Annotated in this window: 15 protein-coding genes; 10 read left to right on the forward strand and 5 right to left on the reverse strand. The window is 58.5% G+C overall.

All coding sequences use genetic code 11. The features are described from left to right. Nucleotides 1-60 precede the first annotated feature (60 nt). From J7416_RS16120 to J7416_RS16135, 4 genes are read left to right on the forward strand one after another with little or no spacing between them, the layout of a single operon-like run. Entirely contained in the window at nucleotides 61-2,541 is a 2,481-nt protein-coding gene (locus tag J7416_RS16120) for a heavy metal translocating P-type ATPase (protein ID WP_209226220.1), read from the forward strand. Continuing rightward, entirely contained in the window at nucleotides 2,538-2,927 is a 390-nt protein-coding gene (gene cueR / locus J7416_RS16125) for a Cu(I)-responsive transcriptional regulator (RefSeq protein WP_209226223.1), read from the forward strand. Before J7416_RS16120 ends, cueR begins: the two co-directional genes overlap by 4 nt. 47 nt (nucleotides 2,928-2,974) lie before the next feature. Further along, complete coding sequence (locus tag J7416_RS16130; protein ID WP_348540282.1) at nucleotides 2,975-3,898, forward strand: NAD(P)-dependent oxidoreductase; 924 nt, start codon at nucleotides 2,975-2,977, stop codon at nucleotides 3,896-3,898. A 12-nt stretch (nucleotides 3,899-3,910) separates the two neighbouring features. Beyond that, nucleotides 3,911-6,976: an aminotransferase class III-fold pyridoxal phosphate-dependent enzyme gene (locus tag J7416_RS16135; protein WP_209226227.1), complete on the forward strand. Its 3,066-nt coding sequence runs from the start codon at nucleotides 3,911-3,913 to the stop codon at nucleotides 6,974-6,976. Between the two features lie 51 nt (nucleotides 6,977-7,027). On the opposite strand, the gene J7416_RS16140 is transcribed toward J7416_RS16135, so the two are convergent. After that, complete coding sequence (locus J7416_RS16140) at nucleotides 7,028-7,504, reverse strand: hypothetical protein (RefSeq protein ID WP_209226229.1); 477 nt, start codon at nucleotides 7,502-7,504, stop codon at nucleotides 7,028-7,030. Beyond that, a complete protein-coding gene (locus tag J7416_RS16145; RefSeq protein ID WP_082637147.1) occupies nucleotides 7,501-7,668 on the reverse strand; it encodes a hemin uptake protein HemP in 168 nt (55 codons plus the stop codon). The genes J7416_RS16140 and J7416_RS16145 overlap by 4 nt, the downstream gene beginning before the upstream one ends. Nucleotides 7,669-7,888: 220 nt before the next feature. Between J7416_RS16145 and gph the strand changes: the two genes are divergently transcribed. Further along, a complete protein-coding gene (gph, locus tag J7416_RS16150; RefSeq protein WP_209226231.1) occupies nucleotides 7,889-8,563 on the forward strand; it encodes a phosphoglycolate phosphatase in 675 nt (224 codons plus the stop codon). 348 nt (nucleotides 8,564-8,911) lie between these two features. Here gph and J7416_RS16155 read toward each other — a convergent pair whose 3' ends face one another. Further along, complete coding sequence (locus J7416_RS16155; protein WP_209226233.1) at nucleotides 8,912-9,730, reverse strand: DUF2189 domain-containing protein; 819 nt, start codon at nucleotides 9,728-9,730, stop codon at nucleotides 8,912-8,914. 248 nt (nucleotides 9,731-9,978) lie between these two features. Then, complete coding sequence (locus tag J7416_RS16160; protein ID WP_209226235.1) at nucleotides 9,979-10,851, reverse strand: LysR family transcriptional regulator; 873 nt, start codon at nucleotides 10,849-10,851, stop codon at nucleotides 9,979-9,981. 99 nt (nucleotides 10,852-10,950) lie between these two features. Between J7416_RS16160 and J7416_RS16165 the strand changes: the two genes are divergently transcribed. From J7416_RS16165 to J7416_RS16185, 5 genes are read left to right on the forward strand one after another with little or no spacing between them, the layout of a single operon-like run. Then, nucleotides 10,951-12,396: an aldehyde dehydrogenase family protein gene (locus J7416_RS16165; protein WP_209226238.1), complete on the forward strand. Its 1,446-nt coding sequence runs from the start codon at nucleotides 10,951-10,953 to the stop codon at nucleotides 12,394-12,396. Continuing rightward, on the forward strand, nucleotides 12,396-13,370 hold the full coding sequence (locus J7416_RS16170) for a membrane dipeptidase (protein ID WP_247744336.1): 975 nt from the start codon (nucleotides 12,396-12,398) through the stop codon (nucleotides 13,368-13,370). Before J7416_RS16165 ends, J7416_RS16170 begins: the two co-directional genes overlap by 1 nt. Before the next feature lie 4 nt (nucleotides 13,371-13,374). Next, the gene (locus tag J7416_RS16175; RefSeq protein WP_209226242.1) at nucleotides 13,375-15,063 is read left to right on the forward strand and encodes a hypothetical protein; all 1,689 of its coding nucleotides are present in this window, start codon (nucleotides 13,375-13,377) and stop codon (nucleotides 15,061-15,063) included. After that, on the forward strand, nucleotides 15,060-15,689 hold the full coding sequence (locus J7416_RS16180; RefSeq protein ID WP_209226244.1) for a DUF3726 domain-containing protein: 630 nt from the start codon (nucleotides 15,060-15,062) through the stop codon (nucleotides 15,687-15,689). Before J7416_RS16175 ends, J7416_RS16180 begins: the two co-directional genes overlap by 4 nt. 12 nt (nucleotides 15,690-15,701) lie before the next feature. Beyond that, nucleotides 15,702-16,709, forward strand: coding sequence for an Ldh family oxidoreductase (locus J7416_RS16185; protein WP_209226246.1), 1,008 nt, complete (start codon nucleotides 15,702-15,704; stop codon nucleotides 16,707-16,709). Between the two features lie 152 nt (nucleotides 16,710-16,861). On the opposite strand, the gene J7416_RS16190 is transcribed toward J7416_RS16185, so the two are convergent. After that, nucleotides 16,862-17,950, reverse strand: coding sequence for a helix-turn-helix domain-containing protein (locus J7416_RS16190; protein ID WP_209226247.1), 1,089 nt, complete (start codon nucleotides 17,948-17,950; stop codon nucleotides 16,862-16,864). Nucleotides 17,951-18,117 lie beyond the last annotated feature (167 nt).

An 18,117-nucleotide genomic window follows, 5' to 3' on the forward strand; every position in this document is an offset into this window, starting at 1 on the left:
CTTGACCTTCCCGTGACTGGAACCCCCATCTATGGGCAGAACCTCTTTGGGATGAGTCGCATGGCCGCGCCACACACAACACAGCTGAAAGTCTCGGGCATGTCCTGCGCGTCCTGCGTGGGTCGCGTGGAAACTGCATTGCGTTCCGTTCCGGGCGTAACCGAAGCATCGGTCAATTTCGCGACGGAAACCGCGCAGATTGCCCACTCGGGACCAGTCAACGACCTGACAAACGCCCTTGCTGATGCGGGCTATCCTGCGGCGAACAGGCAGACGACGTTGAAAATCGGCGGGATGAATTGCGCCTCGTGCGTGGCAAAAATCGAAAAGGCGCTGACAGCTGATCCCGCCGTCGTTGATGCGCAGGTCAATCTTGCCACCGAAAGTGCAGTTGTCACCTTTATCGACGGAGCGACGACCCCCCAGAAGCTGGCGGCAGTGTCCGATCAAGCCGGATACCCGGCGCGGGTGGTAAACGGCGCTGCTGATGATCAAGTGGATCATGCCCGGACAGAAGAGGCACACGCCCTGACCCGCGCGACGATCTTTGCCGCAGTTTTGGCCTTGCCCGTGTTCATTCTGGAAATGGGCGGACATATGATCCCGGCCTTCCACCACTGGGTTCACACAACAATCGGCACTCAGACCAGTCATCTCATCCAATTCGCGCTGACCTCGGTCATTCTGTTTGGTCCGGGGCGCATGTTCTACCTCAAGGGCATTCCGTCGCTGTTACACCGATCGCCGGACATGAACTCTTTGGTCGCACTAGGCACCGGAGCAGCTTACCTGTTCTCCCTGATCGCCACGTTTGCGCCGCAAGTCCTGCCGCAAGGAAGCGCCAATGTGTATTACGAAGCTGCTTCGGTCATCGTCGTCCTTATCCTTTTGGGCCGCGTCTTGGAGGCGCGCGCCAAAGGCCGGACCGGGGCCGCGATCCGTAAGCTGGTCGGGTTACAACCCAAGACTGCACGTGTGGAACAGGACGGCACGTTCACAGATCGCCCCATCGCCGACATCGTGGTGGGCGATGTCCTGCAAATCCGCCCCGGCGAACGCGTTCCCGTAGATGCCGAAGTGCTGGATGGCACTTCGTATGTTGATGAAAGCATGATTACCGGTGAACCCGTTCCGGTCGGCAAAGCGCTGTCTGATCAGGTCGTTGGCGGTACGGTCAATGGCACCGGCGCATTGCGGGTACGCGCGACGCGCGTCGGTGCCGACACGGTACTGGCGCAGGTTATCCAAATGGTCGAGCAGGCGCAGGGTGCGAAGCTGCCCATTCAAGGTCTTGTCGACCGGATCACCGAGCGCTTCGTGCCGGCGGTGATTGCAGTCGCTCTGCTGACGATCGCAATTTGGCTGATATTTGGCCCTGCACCCGCGCTGCCGCTGGCACTGGTTACCGGGGTTTCAGTTCTGATCATCGCCTGCCCCTGTGCCATGGGATTGGCGACGCCGACTTCGATCATGGTGGGCACCGGGCGGGCAGCCGAACTGGGCGTACTTTTCCGCAAAGGGGATGCCCTGCAGCAACTACAGCAGTCCAAGGTGATTGCTTTGGACAAGACCGGGACGCTGACGCTGGGGCGGCCGGAATTGGAGAGCGTCACAACAGCCAACGGCTTTGATCGCGATCAGGTTCTGCGACTTGCGGCGGCTGTCGAAGCCCAGTCAGAGCACCCAATTGCCACCGCAATCACTCGCGCTGGCCCGTCTGACCTGCCCGAGGTTTCGAGTTTTCAGTCGCTCACGGGTCTTGGTGTCCAGGCTACGGCTGAAGGGCGCAACGTTCTGATCGGTTCGCCCCGGCTAATGGAGCAAAACGGCATCCCCCTAACTGATTTGGCTACCGAGGCTGACCAGCGCGCAGCTGAAGGGGCCACACCTTTGTTCGTTGCAATAGACGGTCGGGCTGCCGCGATGCTTGCGGTCTCTGACCCGATCAAACCGGGCACCGAACAAGCGCTGGAGCGTTTGCACGAGATGGGACTGACCCTTGCGATGGTTACGGGCGACAACGCCCGAACGGCACAAGCGCTGGCCAGCAAACTGGGCATCGACCATGTCACGGCCGAAGTCCTGCCGGATGGCAAGCTGGCCGCGATCAACGCGTTGCGCGACCAGTTCGGAACGCTTGCCTTCGTCGGGGATGGCATCAACGACGCCCCGGCCTTGGCGGCAGCGGACACTGGCGTTGCCATCGGAACTGGAACAGATGTGGCGATTGAAACCGCTGACGTCGTTTTGATGTCGGGCGACCTGCGCGGCGTGGCCAACGCCGTCGAGATCAGCCGCCGCACCATGCGCAACATCAGGCAGAACCTGGGCTGGGCCTTCGGCTATAACATCTTACTGATCCCTGTCGCCGCAGGCGTTCTGTACCCGTTTGGCGGCCATTTGTTGTCCCCGGCTCTGGCCGCCGGGGCGATGGCGCTGTCCAGCGTCTTTGTCGTGTCAAACGCTCTGCGACTGCGCCGGGTTCGGGCCAGCCTGCCCGAGGGTTCAGACAACCACTCAACCCAAACGGTGACCTCATGAATATCGGAGACGTTGCAACCCAGACCGGTCTGCCCGCCAAGACCATCCGGTATTACGAGGATATCGGTCTGGTCAAACCCCTGCGCGATGACAACGGATACCGCCGGTTCCGCAGTCAGGATGTCCACAAGCTGAACTTTCTGGGACGCGCTCGCGCGCTTGGCTTCACGATTGAAGATTGCCGCACCCTGATGGCGCTGTATGAGGATGAAACCCGTGCCAGCGCAGATGTCAAAAAGGTCGCCCGCGCGCATATGGCCCAAATCGAGGCCAAGATCGCGGACCTGAATGCCATGCGCGACACCCTCAGCCACCTGATCGACGCCTGTGCAGGTGATGACCGGCCTGATTGTCCAATCCTGCAGGATTTGGGCGGCAAGACGTGACACGGGGTTGCCCTTTGGCCGTCGCTTTGGTTTGTCTCTGCTAAACAATCCGGCCTGCTGATCCCAGCAATGCACCGGACAGCAGAGAGGATCACAAAATGGCAAACGTCGCTTTCCTTGGTCTGGGGGTCATGGGTTATCCCATGGCCGGTCACCTGCAAGCCGCAGGTCATGAGGTAACCGTCTTTAATCGCACCGCAAGCAAGGCCGAGGCCTGGGTTGCCGAACACGGCGGCGCAATGGCTGCGACCCCACGCGAGGCGGCTCAAGGTGCCGAATTCGTCATGGCCTGCGTCGGCAATGACGACGACCTGCGCATGGTCTGCACCGGAGAGGACGGCGCATTCCACGGCATGTCGGGCGGCGCCATCTTTGTCGATCACACAACCGTATCTGACGGCGTGACCCACGAACTTTACACCGCTGGACAAAAGCAAGACATCGCCTTCGTCGATGCTCCGATCTCGGGCGGACAAGCGGGCGCGGAGAATGGTGTTCTTTCGATCATGTGCGGTGGGGATCAAGCCGCCTATGATGCGGCCGAACCGATCATGCAGATCTATTCCAAGATCTGCCGCCGCATTGGTGAAAGTGGTGCGGGTCAGTTGACCAAAATGTGCAACCAGATCGCTATCGCGGGCCTGGTTCAGGCCCTCAGCGAAGCGATGCATTTTGCCGAGAAAGCTGGCTTGGATGGACGTGCGGTCGTTGAAGTGATCAGCCAGGGCGCGGCCGGCAGCTGGCAGATGGTGAACCGGCATGAAACGATGTTGGACGATCACTTTGATTATGGGTTCGCGGTGGACTGGATGCGCAAGGACCTTGGCATCTGTCTGGATACGGCCAACGAAAACGGCGCCTCGCTGCCCGTTACCGCGCTGGTCGATCAATTCTACAAGGACGTGCAGAAACTGGGCGGCGGGCGCTGGGACACGTCCTCGCTGTTTAAACGCCTGCGCGCGCTGGACTAAAGAGGTAGCCCAATGGCTGAACTGACCGATTTCTGGGCCCTCGCCCTGCGCACCCATTGGGGGCTCGAGGCCAAGTTGAGCCGGCTGGACGGCGAATATGATCTGAACTTTCTGGTCCGCGCCACCAATGGGCAGGATTATGTTCTGAAAGTCATGCGTCCCGGCTGCGAAGCCCAGTTGATTGACCTTCAGGTCGAGGCGCTGAAGCATATCGCCCTCGAAGCTCCAGGACTGCCCTTCCCTGCAGTACACCCCGATCTCAACGGCGCTGTCCTGCCAGAAATTCCTGATCAGAACGAACAGCCTCGGCTGGTGTGGCTGCTGGAGTGTCTGCCCGGTCAGTGCTACGCCAAGGCCGCGCCGAAGTCAGACGAGTTGATCCTGAAACTCGGCCGGGTTCTGGGGGCCACCGACCGGGCGCTTGAGGGGTTCTCGCATGAAGGGCTGCACCGTCCGAACTTTAAATGGGATCTCACTCAAGCGGGTTGGGTCACAGACAAGCTGGACGCCGTTGCCGACCCGACGCGGCGTGCATTGCTGTCCGAAATTTCTGCGGATTTTCAAGCTATATCAGATCGTCTGGCGGGTTTGCCGAAACAGGCCATCCACAATGATGCCAATGATTACAACATCCTGGTCGAAGGCGAGCTTGGGCAACGTCAGACCATCTCGGGCCTGATTGATCTGGGCGATATGTGTGCGGCCCCGCGCATCTGCGATCTGGCTATCGCCGGGGCGTATATTGTTCTGGACCACCCAAAACCCGAACAGGCGCTGACCGCTTTGGTGCGCGGTTATCACGCCGCAAACCGGTTGCGGGCGGACGAGGTTGATCTGATCTGGCCCCTACTGCGCATGCGGCTGGCGGTGTCCGTAGTGAACTCGACCCTGATGGCGGCCGAGAACCCGAATGATCCGTATGTGACGATCAGCCAGGCCCCGGCATGGCGGTTTCTCGAGAACGATGCGGTCAATGGTGGCCTGATGTCCGCGCGGCTGCGTGCCGCATGTGGGCTACCCGTGACGGATGGGGCAGAGCGTATCCACGCCTACCTGTCCGAACATCGCGGGCAATTCGCTGAAATGTTCGAACAGGATCTTAACGAAGTTCCCATGGGATCGCTGTCTGTCGAGAATTCGACCTGGCCACAGAACCCGTTCCACATGCCGCTGGATGAAGCCGCGCGCGTGGGCGAGGAATTCGGAGAGGGGCTCTGGCTTGGCTACTACAACGAACCCCGCCTGATCTACGCCGAACCCGCATTCCGCAAGGGGCCTTGGAAAGCCTCGGATCGGCGGACGGTGCATCTGGCCGTGGATGTATTCGCCCCGGCCGGAACCGTGCTGCATGCCCCGATGAGCGGTCGGGTCGAGGCCGTGGAAAACCGTGATGCGCATCTGGATTATGGCGGCGTGGTGATCCTGCAACACGAAACACCCGAAGGCGACCCGTTCTACACGCTCTACGGCCATCTGGACCCCGAAGTTTGCGATCGGCTGAAGCCGGGCGATCCGGTGGCGCAGGGCGCGGCTTTTGCACGGCTGGGCGACGCCTCGCAAAATGGCGGCTGGGCCCCACATGTGCATTTCCAGCTGGCCCTGACAACCGACGGCATGCAGAACGACTGGCCCGGTGTTGGCGACCCGGACGAGATGGAGCTGTGGCACGCGGTTTGCCCCAACCCTGCGGCCCTGCTGAACCTGCCGGACGAGAAAGTCTTTTATCGCCCGACCGACAAGCACGCGATCCTGCAAGGGCGGCATGATCATTTCGGTGGGAACCTCAGCCTGACCTACGACGATCCGGTCATGCTGGTGCGCGGGTGGAAACATCACCTGTTCGACGAGTGGGGGCGGCCTTACCTGGACGCATACAACAACGTCCCGCATGTGGGTCACGCACACCCGCGCATTCAGGCGGTGGCTGCGGACCAACTCAAGCGAATGAACTCGAACACGCGCTATCTGCACCCGGCCCAGACAGCCTTTGCCGACAAAGTGCTGTCCAAGCTGCCGGATCAGTTCGAGGTCTGTTTCTTCGTCAATTCCGGCACCGAGGCAAATGAACTCGCCTTGCGTCTGGCCCGTGCGCATACCGGGGCCAAGGGCATCGTGACGCCAGATCACGGCTACCACGGCAACACCAACGCGGCTGTTGCGATCTCGGCCTACAAGTTCAACAAGCCCGGTGGGATCGGACAGGCCGATTGGGTCGAACTGGTCGAGGTCGCCGACGACTATCGCGGATCATTCAAGCGCGATGACGCGGAACGCGCGAACAAGTTCGCAGATCTGGTGGACCCCGCGATCGCCGCGTTGCAGGCCAAAGGCCACGGCCTCGCCGGTTTCATAGCCGAGACCTTCCCATCCGTCGGCGGTCAGATCATTCCGCCAAAGGGGTACCTGCCCGCCGTCTACGAGAAAATCCGGGCGGCAGGTGGCGTCTGCATCGCCGATGAGGTTCAGACCGGGCTAGGGCGTCTGGGTGAATACTATTTTGGGTTTGAACACCAAGGCGCGCTGCCGGATATTGTTGTCATGGGCAAACCCATAGGCAACGGCCATCCGCTGGGCGTGCTGGTCACAACCAAGGCCATTGCAGAAAGCTTTGACAACGGGATCGAGTTTTTCTCGACCTTTGGTGGATCGACCCTATCCTGCCGGATCGGGAAAGAGGTTCTGGATATCGTCGATGACGAAGGGTTGCAGGACAATGCCCGGATTATGGGCGCCAGTTTGATGGATGGGCTACGCCAGATCGACTCCGAGTTTGCCTGCGTCGGCGATGTGCGGGGTATGGGCCTGTTCGTCGGGGTCGAACTGATCAACCCGGATGGCTCGGAAAGCACCGAAATCTGCAAATACGTCAAGAACCGTATGCGCGATCATCGCATTCTGATTGGCAGCGAAGGGCCAAAGGACAACATCCTGAAAATCCGACCGCCCCTGACCATCGAAGCCGAAGACATCGACATGATCCTGTGGACGCTGCGCACAGTACTGTCCGAAGTTGGTGATTACACCCCTGCCCCCGTCTGCGACCACGAACATCACCACGCGGGCTGTGGGTGCTGCTGAAATGACAAAACCCCGGCCCGAGGGTGCCGGGGTTTTGTATCTGCGCGCTGCTTAGTGCAGCACGGCAGAGGGGGACTTGTGGCCGGTCGTCGGCAGTGGCACCGACGCTGTCATGCGGCGCAGCACCATGCCCATCTCTTCGGACAAAGAGGCCAGAGCCGGAGCGTAATCCGGCCGCACGATCAGCGACGCCATCATCATCGCGTCTTCACGGTCACCTTCGGAGGCCGCCGCGATCATTTGGGCAAAACAGTTCTCATCCGCACCGAGGCAGGAACAGCTTAACCCGTGACGCACCAGAGGGCGGCGACCGTGATGGGCGCACAGCCCGCAGAGGCGATCCAGCGTCATCATGGCGGCGCGCCCCTGATCCAGGCCAAGTGCAATCTCAAAATCGCTGGCCGCATCCTCGCGGGCTTTTGGGCTTTCGCTCCAAAGCCGAAGGTACATCACGGCGCCAGCTTCTATCGGGCTAAGGTCAGACAGACGCCCAACCGCAGCACCGCCGCGCGAGGAAGGAGCGCTCATTTCGTCAGGATCAACTTGCCGGCACGGGTGATACGCAGGGTGTACAACTGGTCACCCAACTCGATATGGGCCAGATTGCCACCCTTGGTCAGGTCTTCGGCCTTATGAGCCGGAAGCATGGACACCGCGTAGGACTGGCTGGGATTCGGGTTCTGCACATTCATCAGGACAACTCCAGTGGGTTCTCGGGCGAAGGGCCTTGTTTGGTTCGCGCTTTCAAATGTTTGGCTGACCCGAATTGGGTTGGCTGCGGGGGTCTTTCCGGTAATCTGATTAATTTACTCAGGTATGTCAAGGCCAATACGAAACATCACAGCGTCGCAGATGATTGCGCAACGAAAACAAGCAGGTTAGGTCTGACGCGGGTAAATCAAGGGGACTGTGATGACAGCGACTATCATGTTCGATCTGGACGGCACTTTGATCGACAGCCTGCCGGATATCGCCGCGGCAGCCAACAGAATGCTGCAGGATGTCGACACCGCACCTCTGCCGCAAGACACGATAAAACAGTTCGTGGGCAAGGGTTTGCCCAATCTGGTTGCGCGCGTCATCGAACATTGTAACCTGCCGATGGAACGCAACGCCGAACTGTCCCAACTAACACTTGCACACTACAATGCAGCGTCCAGCGACAAGACTGTTCCTTACCCCGGCGTTCAACAGGCGCTGACACATTTGCGTGAAATGGGCTGTGTTCTTGGCATCTGCACAAACAAACCCGAAGGCCCTGCCCGCCACGTTCTTGAGGCGTTGGACCTTGCGCATCATTTCGACACTGTGTTTGGCGGCGACACGTTGTCGGTGCGCAAACCGGACCCTAAGCTGCTGCTGGCCAGTTTCGATGCAGTAACGTCCGCAGGCCCCCGCCTTTTTGTGGGCGACAGCGAAGTCGATGCAGAAACCGCAGATCGGGCCAAAGTGCCGTTCCTGCTGTTTTCCGAAGGATACCGAAAAACGCCGTTGGCAGAGATTCCACACACCCACAGCTACAGCGACACGCATGAATTGCCCGCACTGGTGCGCACGGCAGTGCATCAGTTGGAAACACAGGCCTGACGGCCAGCTCGGTATCATTTCTGAGGGGTTATTGAGGGGCCGGCCGAGGGGGTAAGTAGCCAGCCCCTCACGGGGAAAAGTGGTATTGTCCGCAGTAATTCCTTGGATGATTCGAACTTAATGAATCCCTTCACCGCAAGGAATTGGGGGTTTCCCGTAGGCCACTACAAACGGTTGAAAAAGAGAGTTTTTTTTCGACCCAGGCACAGGGTTAACGTCTCATCTTTACAGTTTTTCGATAAATCAGCCGGATTCAGCCGGAAAACTCGGCACGCTAAAGCAAACCAGCCACCGTAATCCTTAGCTCCAAAGCCGCAATCACAGGCAGCGCCTCAGTCTGACGGTAACTTAGCTTTCTACCGGTGGAACGGCCCGCTGATACAGGTGCCAGGTGGCGTGTCCCAAAATCGGAAGTGTAAAGATCAGGCCCAAAAACGCTGGCACCATCGACAATAGCATGGTGATCGAAATGATCGCCCCCCAGACCAGCATGACAACCGGGCTTTCGGTGACCACACGAATTGATGTGAGCATAGCCGAAACAAAATCCGTTTCCCGATCAAGCAGCATGGGCATCGCAATTACCGTCACCGAAAACAGAACCGACGACAGGAAAGCACCGATGCAAGTACCGATTGCGAGGAAGGTCCAGCCCTTCGGGGTAAAGAAAACGGTGTGCATGAACCCACCAAAATCTGAGAAAGACGCATCCTGCAGAAGGATCGCAAGCCATAGCCGGACCTGGTAAATCCACACCCAAAATATGAACAAGGTGACAAATGCCATCCAGCCCATCTCACGCTTGCGCTGATCGGCCATGACGGTCAGGATATCTGACCAGACGAAACTCTGGCCCCTCTGCAATCGACGTGACATTTCATAAAGGCCAGCTGCTGCGAACGGCGCGACCAGTGGAAAGCCGACAGCGGCCGGGATGATCATCCAAATCTTACCCAGCCAGACAAGCACCCACACGAAAAGGATGCCAAACGCCGCGTAGAACAATCCGAAGAATCCGCTCATGAAGGGTCGGGCCAGAAAGTCGGAGAAGCCCGCTTTTAAAGAAGCGGTAATGTCATCTGCTGTAACCCTGTTGACGTCTGGCACAGTATTCCGCTGCGGTGTCAGATTGTCCGGTGGTTTGGAGCCTGCAGTTTTGGATGTCATCACGCACTCCTCCCAAAGCGATGGTCCGTCCGCCAACAGAGCCCGCAATGAGGCAGACATCCCTCCTCTGGGTATAAGTGTGCATCAACAAAGGCATATCGGCAAGGGGACGCTGAGGCAGGAGCAAGCTTGCTGTTTGACAGTGAATAAGGCGTTCGAAAACCGTTCAGCGCGCTGGATCGACGCAAAACCTTTCGGAACGGAACGCCCTCGCCCAAGAGTTGATCAATAAGGGCACCCTGGTACCTTCAGATCAGTTTCCTATTCAAAATGAATGCGCTGCATTCCTCTATCTGTTCCTGAAAACGAGGACGTTCCTTCACGCACAAATAGACCTGTCGCTTGTCGGGCAGGTCAGAAAAAGCCCGGAACGCAGTGCTCTGCGGGATGAACCGCGCGACGGTTTGCGGCAATATCGTCACCCATTTACCGGTGCGGACCATCGTTATCAGCGAATGCGTGTTGTGAATGGTGATGTCCGCATCTTCGATTGCCTGGACAAAACTTGGAGTCTGAATGAGATCACACAAGGCATTTCGAACGAAAGAGGCAGCATTCACATCATCCACAGTCGGCGGTGCGGGTCTTGTTATGAGGGGATGATCAGCGGCGCAAACCAATCCGAATTGGTCTTCGAACAAGGGTATCGTCTGGACGCCTTTCATCGGATGAAGCCCGGACACAATTCCCAGATCCGCTTTCCCTTCGGCAAGGGCGTCTAAAACCTGTTGCGTGTCTGTGTCCCGCAGCTCGACCTTTAGGCCGGGAAATCGCCGGGTCATATGCTCGAGTACAGAGGGGAAAACCAGCGCGGCGACTGAAGGTACTGACGCGATGCGGATCAGGCCGTTGGCGGAATGAGCTGCCGCCTCGATAGATTGCACGGTCTGGTCGAACTGGCGCACCTGCTTTTGGGACATCTCGAACACCTGCTCGCCCAATGCGGACAGGTGATTCTTTCGCTCTCCGACGAATAGCTTTTTGCCCAGATGGCTTTCTAAGTGTTTCAGGGTCATGGACACTGCGGATTGCGTTCGACCAAGACGGTCGGCGGCCTCGGACAGGTTGCCGGTTTGCGCGACGGCACAAAAGCAGCGCAGCATTTCGATCTTGATTGCCATATTTCATTTTTTCTGAAGTTGAGTTAATTTGTTTGAGTTTGACTGATATTGCGATCAGAGTCCATTCTGCCCGCAACTTGATTTGTCGTGGGGCCTATTGTGACCAAACTAAACCTGATCGCTGGCGAATGGATCGCTGGCGAAAGCGAGATCGAAAACCGCAACCCTTCAGACCTGAGCGACCTGATCGGAAACTTCGCACAGGCCAGCGCGGACCAGTTGGACGCAACACTGGATCAGGCCCGTGCAGCGCAGGCCGAATGGGCCGCGTATGGGTTGGAGCGCAAGCAGGCTGTTTTGATGAACATCGGCAACGAGCTGATGGCGCGTGCAGAAGAACTCGGCACGCTGCTCAGCCGCGAAGAAGGCAAACCGCTGGCCGAAGGCAAGGGCGAAGTCTATCGCGCGGGGCAGTTCTTTACCTATTACGCAGCCGAGTGTCTGCGCCAGATCGGCGAGAATGCGGATTCGGTTCGCCCCGATATCGAGGTCGACGTACGGCGCGAGGCTGTTGGCGTTGTCGCTGTTATCAGCCCCTGGAACTTCCCGACTGCGACCGCGTCCTGGAAAATCGCTCCGGCGCTTTGCTATGGCAATGCCGTTGTTTGGAAGCCCGCCAACATCACTCCGGCGTCTGCTGTGGCCCTGACCGAGATCATCAACCGTCAGGATATTCCCAAAGGCCTCTTCAGCCTTGTCATGGGGTCCGGCCGATCCATCGGGCAAAGGCTGGTGGAAAGCCCCAAGGTCAACGCGATCTCGTTCACCGGGTCAGTGCCGGTTGGCAAAGGCATCGCGGCTGCGGCCATTCAAAACCTGACCAAGGTGCAGATGGAGATGGGGTCGAAAAACGCGTTGGCCGTTATGGATGACGCCGATCTGGATCTTGCAGTTACTCTGGCCCTTGGCGGCGCATTCGGCGGCACCGGTCAAAAATGCACCGCCACGTCGCGGCTGGTGGTTCATTCCGCCATCCATGATGCTTTTGTCGAAAAACTGGTGACAGGCGCGCAAGCGATGAAAGTGGGTCACGCGCTGGAAGAGGGCACCCAGATGGGGCCTGTCGTCAGCGCGCAGCAACTTGCGGAAAACCTCGCCTATGTCGACCTGGGCAAATCCGAAGGGGCTGAACTGGCCTGCGGTGGGCAGCGTTTGGACATGTCCCATGACGGCTATTACATGAGCCCCGGCGTGTTTCTGAACACCACCAACGATATGCGCATCAATCGTGAAGAAATGTTCGCGCCGCTGACCTCGGTCATCAAAGTCGACAGCTATGACGAGGCGCTCGCCACCGTTAACGACACCAATTTCGGCCTGACCTCGGGAATTGTCACGCAAAGCCTTGCACGGGCTACACATTTCCGCCGTAACGCGCGCACCGGGGTCGTGACTGTGAACCTGCCTACAGCTGGGACAGACTATCATGTGCCGTTTGGCGGGCGCGGTGACAGCTCGTATGGGCCGCGTGAACAGGGCAAGGCTGCAGCCGAGTTCTATACGACGGTCAAAACCGCCTATATCAGCGCCGGAAAGCCGATGTGATGCGGATCGACGGGCTGCAATACGCCAACTGGTCCGAAAAGATCTTTCGGCAATTGCGTGAGGGCGGCGTGGACGCGATCCACGTCACCATCGCCTATCACGAGAATTTTCGTGAAACCGTCCTGAACTTTGAGCAGTGGAACAAGTGGTTCGAGCAATACCCGGACCTGATCATGAAGGGTCTCTGGGCCAGCGATATAGACAAAGCGCGCGAAACCGGACGCACGGCTGTGTTCTTTGGCTTTCAGAACCCGTCGCCTATCGAAGACGACATCGGGCTGGTCGAAATCGTGCACATGTTAGGTGCCCGGTTCATGCAGCTGACCTACAATAACCAGTCTCTGCTGGCCACTGGCTGCTATGAGACCGAAGACACCGGCATCACCCGCATGGGACGTCAGGTGATCAAAGAGATGAACCGCGTCGGGCTTGTGGTGGACATGAGCCATTCGGCGGACCGATCCACCATTGAAGCCGCTGAATTGTCCGAACGTCCGATCGCGATCACGCATGCTAACCCGCACGAGTGGGCACCTGCCCTGCGCAACAAGCGCGACGCGGTGATCCAAGCGGTCACGGAAAACGGTGGGATGTTGGGCTTTTCGGTCTATCCTCATCACCTGAAGGACAAGTCGGACTGCACGCTGAACAGCTTTTGCGAGATGATCGCGCGGACAGCCGAGAAATATGGCGCAGAACACCTCGGGATCGGCACGGATTTGTGTCAGGATCAACCTGACAGCGTGGTCGAATGGATGCGTGTTGGGCGTTGGACGAAGGAAATCGACTACGGTGAGGGCTCGGCCAGCAATGCCGGCTTCCCACCAATGCCAAGTTGGTTCCGGGATAACCGGGACTTTGGCAACATCGAAAGCGGATTGCGCGCAACCGGCCTGAATGACAGCGAAGTTGCCGGGATCATGGGTGGCAACTGGTACAGGTTCTTTGCCGAGAATTTCGGTCCTCAAGGGTAGCTGAATGGAAAAACAGGCGCAGACACAGATCGAAAGACGAAACCCGGCCACCGTCATGCGGCTGTCGCGGCTTGGATCGTTTCATCAATGTCGGCTGAGCTTTATGCGGCAGCTCACCCGTCGCATGGCGAGAGAGGACTGGTCCTTCTCGCGCCCGGTTTTTGACATTGATGATGCGGGAGTGGGCACAGCAGTCTACACGGCACAGGGACCAGAGCGGGCATACTCACTGGTGGCATTCGCCCATGACCTGCCCCCCGAAAAACGCTCGGACCGCGTGATTGCCGACGCATGGGACGCGACTTTCGCATTGTTCGATGGGATTCCAACCGAGGCCGATATTGAGAGGCTGTCCAAAAACGTGCCGCTGCAAGAGGCCGGGCGTGTCAGCGAAACCGAACTGTCCCTGTCCCGCGCCAATCGTTCGGTCCGACTGTGGAATCATGTTGTAGACTCGCTGGCATCGGGGCAGCAACCGGATTTAAGCCAAATCCATCAGGTCGGTTACCTGATGCGCACGACGGCCGTTTACGGGTCGGGCAAGTTCGGGGCCGCGGATCGCGAAAAGGTCGCGGACCGGCCTGAAACGCAAGCCCCCTTTCAGGTCGAAATGTTATCGGTCTATCTGACCCGGACTTTTGTGCGGGACCTGGTCCAGCACATGGCTGCCGTCAAGGGTGGCGATCAAGCTGCTAAGCTGGATCCGGATGTCGCGCGCTGGCTGGGGATCGGGAACTCCACTGGCCTCGGAATGGCTCCGTTCATCGTCAACCACCCTGTTCTGTTCAACAACTGGGTTATGGTGCGGGAAGAGGCGCTGGCCCGCGTTCGGTCTGTTGAAACTGCCAGTACTGCCGAAATCAACAAGTTCCAAGAGCTTTTCCAGCGCAGCCAGCTTTCGATTTCATGGTGGCGATCCGAACATCCGATACAGGTCAAAAAGCTCGCAGATCTAAACGCCGACCTGCGCGCGATTTCCGAGTATCTGACGACTGACCGGCTGGCTAACCCCCACCCTTGGGACAGGCTTATTCGCTGGTCGGAAACTGCGCTTACCGAAGAAGGGCAGGAGTATCTGGCCTCGTTGGTTCTGGAACCGTACGAGGACCTTGTAGACGGCTTGGCGAGTTGCATGGCGGACAGCCGGTCCGAGGCGTTTGTCATCGATGGGACGATGTCCATTAGGAACGTGCGCGCGCTGATCCAAGAGACGCACGGCTGGGCGCTCGGGCTGGATTGGACGGCGCCCGAAAACTGCGCCCGCGCCTGGTACGTGTCCGAGGAAAAGCTGGAACCCCGCATGGGGGAACGGTTCGAAGAACCCATAGAAAACTATGAACAACCCCTGGCACCAGCGCGGGATGCCTGTGCAGCCTACTCGGCGCTGAGTGATTGGGAAGGTGCCCAAACGGTGGCCGAATTCCTGCTGCGCCACCCGGAACATCGGCATACGATCAGGCGCGCTCAGGTGGCCAGAACGGCGCCCTACGGCGAAATCCGGGACAATACGATCAGCGACAAGGTGCTGCCCATCGATATGCTGCGGGCAAAGCTCTCGTTCTTTGGCGCGACGCATTTCGATCCGCGCTCGGACCGGTGGGTAAGGATCTGCATGTACGCGGGCGCGCCGTACCCCGAGGAGCTGACCAGCGAAAACGCTGATCTTTGGGTCTATCCGCAGGCGACGGCATGAATTTGTCACTGAACGAAATAGAGGCAACCGCCAAACGCGCGACGCGTGGCGCGGGCTACTCGTGGGGACAGGCTGAAGAGGCGGGCAAGGCGACGCGTTGGTTATGCGCACAAGGCTTGGACGGCGCAGGGATATTGGCGAGGCTTCTAGCGCTTGGATTTGCAACGGACCCTGCAAATCACCGGCCTCAACAACTGGATGGTCGATGGCGTGCAGAAGGCGACCTTTGCCCCCTTTCAGTTGGGCCTTTGCTGTCCGACACCGCCCGGCTTCTGGACGCCGGTGCAATCGAAATGCAACCCGTTGTGGCCCCTGCCCTGTTGCTGCCCTTTGTGTCGAACGCAGCTCGCATCCAGAAATGTGCGCTGCAAATCGAATTCGACAGTGTTCAAGCAGTGACAGATGGCGCGCGCCTGTATTCACCCGACGATTTCCCCGACAAAGCGCAACGGGTCACTATCAAGAAAGGCGCCAAACTGGATATGCCGCGCGAGCATCAAAGCCGCGCGCATCCAACCCCAACTGACTGGGATGCTCTGAACCAATTCGCACATCACACATATGCCCCCGCAACTGAGGAATCCCGCCTGCTTGGGGCAGGCGCAGGGCTTTCCGACAATGACTGAAAAGAGACGCACGTGACTGACATCCGAACCCTGACACTCGCCGAAATCGAAGACCTGTCTTTCCGCGCATTGGTGGCGGCCGGCACCTCGGAAGAGAATGCCAGACCGTTGGCGATGGCCACTGCGGCGACCGAAGCGGATGGGGTTGCAAGCCATGGACTGGCCTACATTCCGATCTACTGTGAGCATGTCCAATGCGGCAAGGTCGACGGGTTGGCCATGCCTGTTCTGAGCCATCCCAAACCGGGTGTGGTGACCGTAGATGCAGCAACAGGCTTTGCACATTCGGCTATCGAGAAGGGGTTCGAAGCCCTGATCCCAGCCGCGCGCGAACAAGGCGTGGCGGTTCTGGCCATCAACAACAGCTATAACTGTGGCGTTCTGGGGTATCACACCTATCGATTGGCACAGGCCGGGCTGGTTGGCCTTGGTTTCACCAACGCTCCGGCCTCGATCGCGCCGTCGGGCGGGTCCAAACCTGTCGTGGGCACCAATCCGTTTTCCGTCGCGGCGCCCGGACCGGACGGTGAGCCCGCACTGCTGATCGACCAAAGCGCCAGCACGATCGCCAAAAGCGAGGTTATGAAACACGCGCGCGAAGGCAAACCGATCCCGGTCGGATGGGCATTGGATGCCGATGGAAACCCAACCACTGACCCTGAGGTCGGTTTGAAGGGTTCAATGGCCCCTTCGGGCGGGTACAAGGGCGTCGGCGTTGCTTTGATGGTCGAGCTTTTGGCGGCTGCGTTGACAGGAGCCACCCTGGGCATCAACGCCTCGCCCTTCTCGGGTACGGCGGGTGGCCCTCCCAAAACAGGGCAGTTCTTTATCGCGATTGACCCCGGTGCCACGGCACAGGGCGCGTTTGAGACCGGAGTTTCCGGTCTGGTCGCGGCGATCCGCGCGCAAGAAGGCTCTCATTTGCCAGGCGACGGGCGAAATGCAAAACGCCTCACTGCGCGCGTGAATGGTGTCGCCGTCAATTCGTCAACGCTTGCAAAAATAGAAGGGATGTTGTGACCCGATGCCAACACGGCATTCGGAATATGCATGCAATGACCTCGACCGAAGCACGCGCGACGCAATCAACGTTACTGCGGTTAGACCACTCGATCTAACTGCGCAGATCGAGCGTTACCCAGGACGCGAACCAACGGCCCGACCGGGTTTAACTAGCTGGCCGCGCTGCCGAGATAGCGCCGTTTCCTGCTGTCTTCAGGTCGTGATCTGTAGTGATCAAAAAAGGCACGTGCCATCGCTGGACGAGAAGAAAAACCCGTTGCAGCGGCGATCTCCGCCAGCGGCATGTCCGTATGCTTGAGGAGGCTCAGAACTCTCTCTAGCCGAAGCTCTTTATACGACCCTAAAAGCTTGGCATCTGTCCTAAGTTGAAAACGTCTTTGAAGCTGGCGGACCGACGTCCCGACTGCTTCTGACAGATCCGAGATGCTCAGAGGGTCTTCGATGTTTTTTAACATGATCGCCAAGGTAAGAATGACCAATTCATCCCCATTGGATCTGCGGATCAGCCGATTTGCCACCTGACTTTCTGTCGCCTGCTGCGGCTCTTCCAGTCCGACATACCTGCGCAATTCATCCGCAAGATGCTCACCATGATCTATGGAAACCAAATCAGCCAACAATTTCAAAGAGCTAACTCGGGCATTCGCGCTGTGCAGACGTCCTTTCGAGCACAGATGTGTGGAAGCGCCGCAACTTTCCATTCCCAATTCTGACGCGGCTGGCTCCAAGCAGGGATGTACCGCCGCGACCTGACGATCAGAACGCCCGGGCTGTGCCAATAGCATCACCGCATTTCCTACCAAAAGAGTTCGGGACGCCAGATTTATGACCTGCGAGGCCCAAACCTTTTGCTCGCCATCAAGGCTCCAGTTGTGTTCAAGGTCACCCCAGAAGATGGCCGTCCGCCCGGCCCAATAAAGAGGTCCACCAACCTTGTCTTCGGCCAGAATGCGCAGATTTACGATGTAAGTATCACCCTCTACTAGATTGTTCAAAGCCCGGTAGAAATCCACAACAATTTCAGCAGACGCTTTGTCGGCACCGTTGTGCACAATGACATCAATGTTCCGAACACGCTCAGAGACCGAGGCAAAGGACCCAGCCTTGTCTGAGCGATCATTTTGCACGACGTAGTGTTTCATTTTCTTCAACACTTCCGGTTTGCTGAGCGCCGGAAAGGGAACTCCCTGCTGCCTTGGGTTAACCCCGCCAACGGCTTGGCGGGGCTTTGTTTGCATCAAGGTTCACTCAGCGGCTTCTTGGTATGCGTCCATTGGAGGGCATGTGCAGATGAGGTTTCTGTCTCCGTATGCGTTGTCGACGCGGTTGACGGGGGACCAGTATTTGTCGACGCCCATGGAGCCTGGGGGGAAGCAGGCCTGTTCGCGGGTGTAGGGGCGGTCCC

Source organism: Ruegeria sp. R14_0 (assembly GCF_017743975.1).
Classification (GTDB): Bacteria; Pseudomonadota; Alphaproteobacteria; order Rhodobacterales; family Rhodobacteraceae; genus Ruegeria.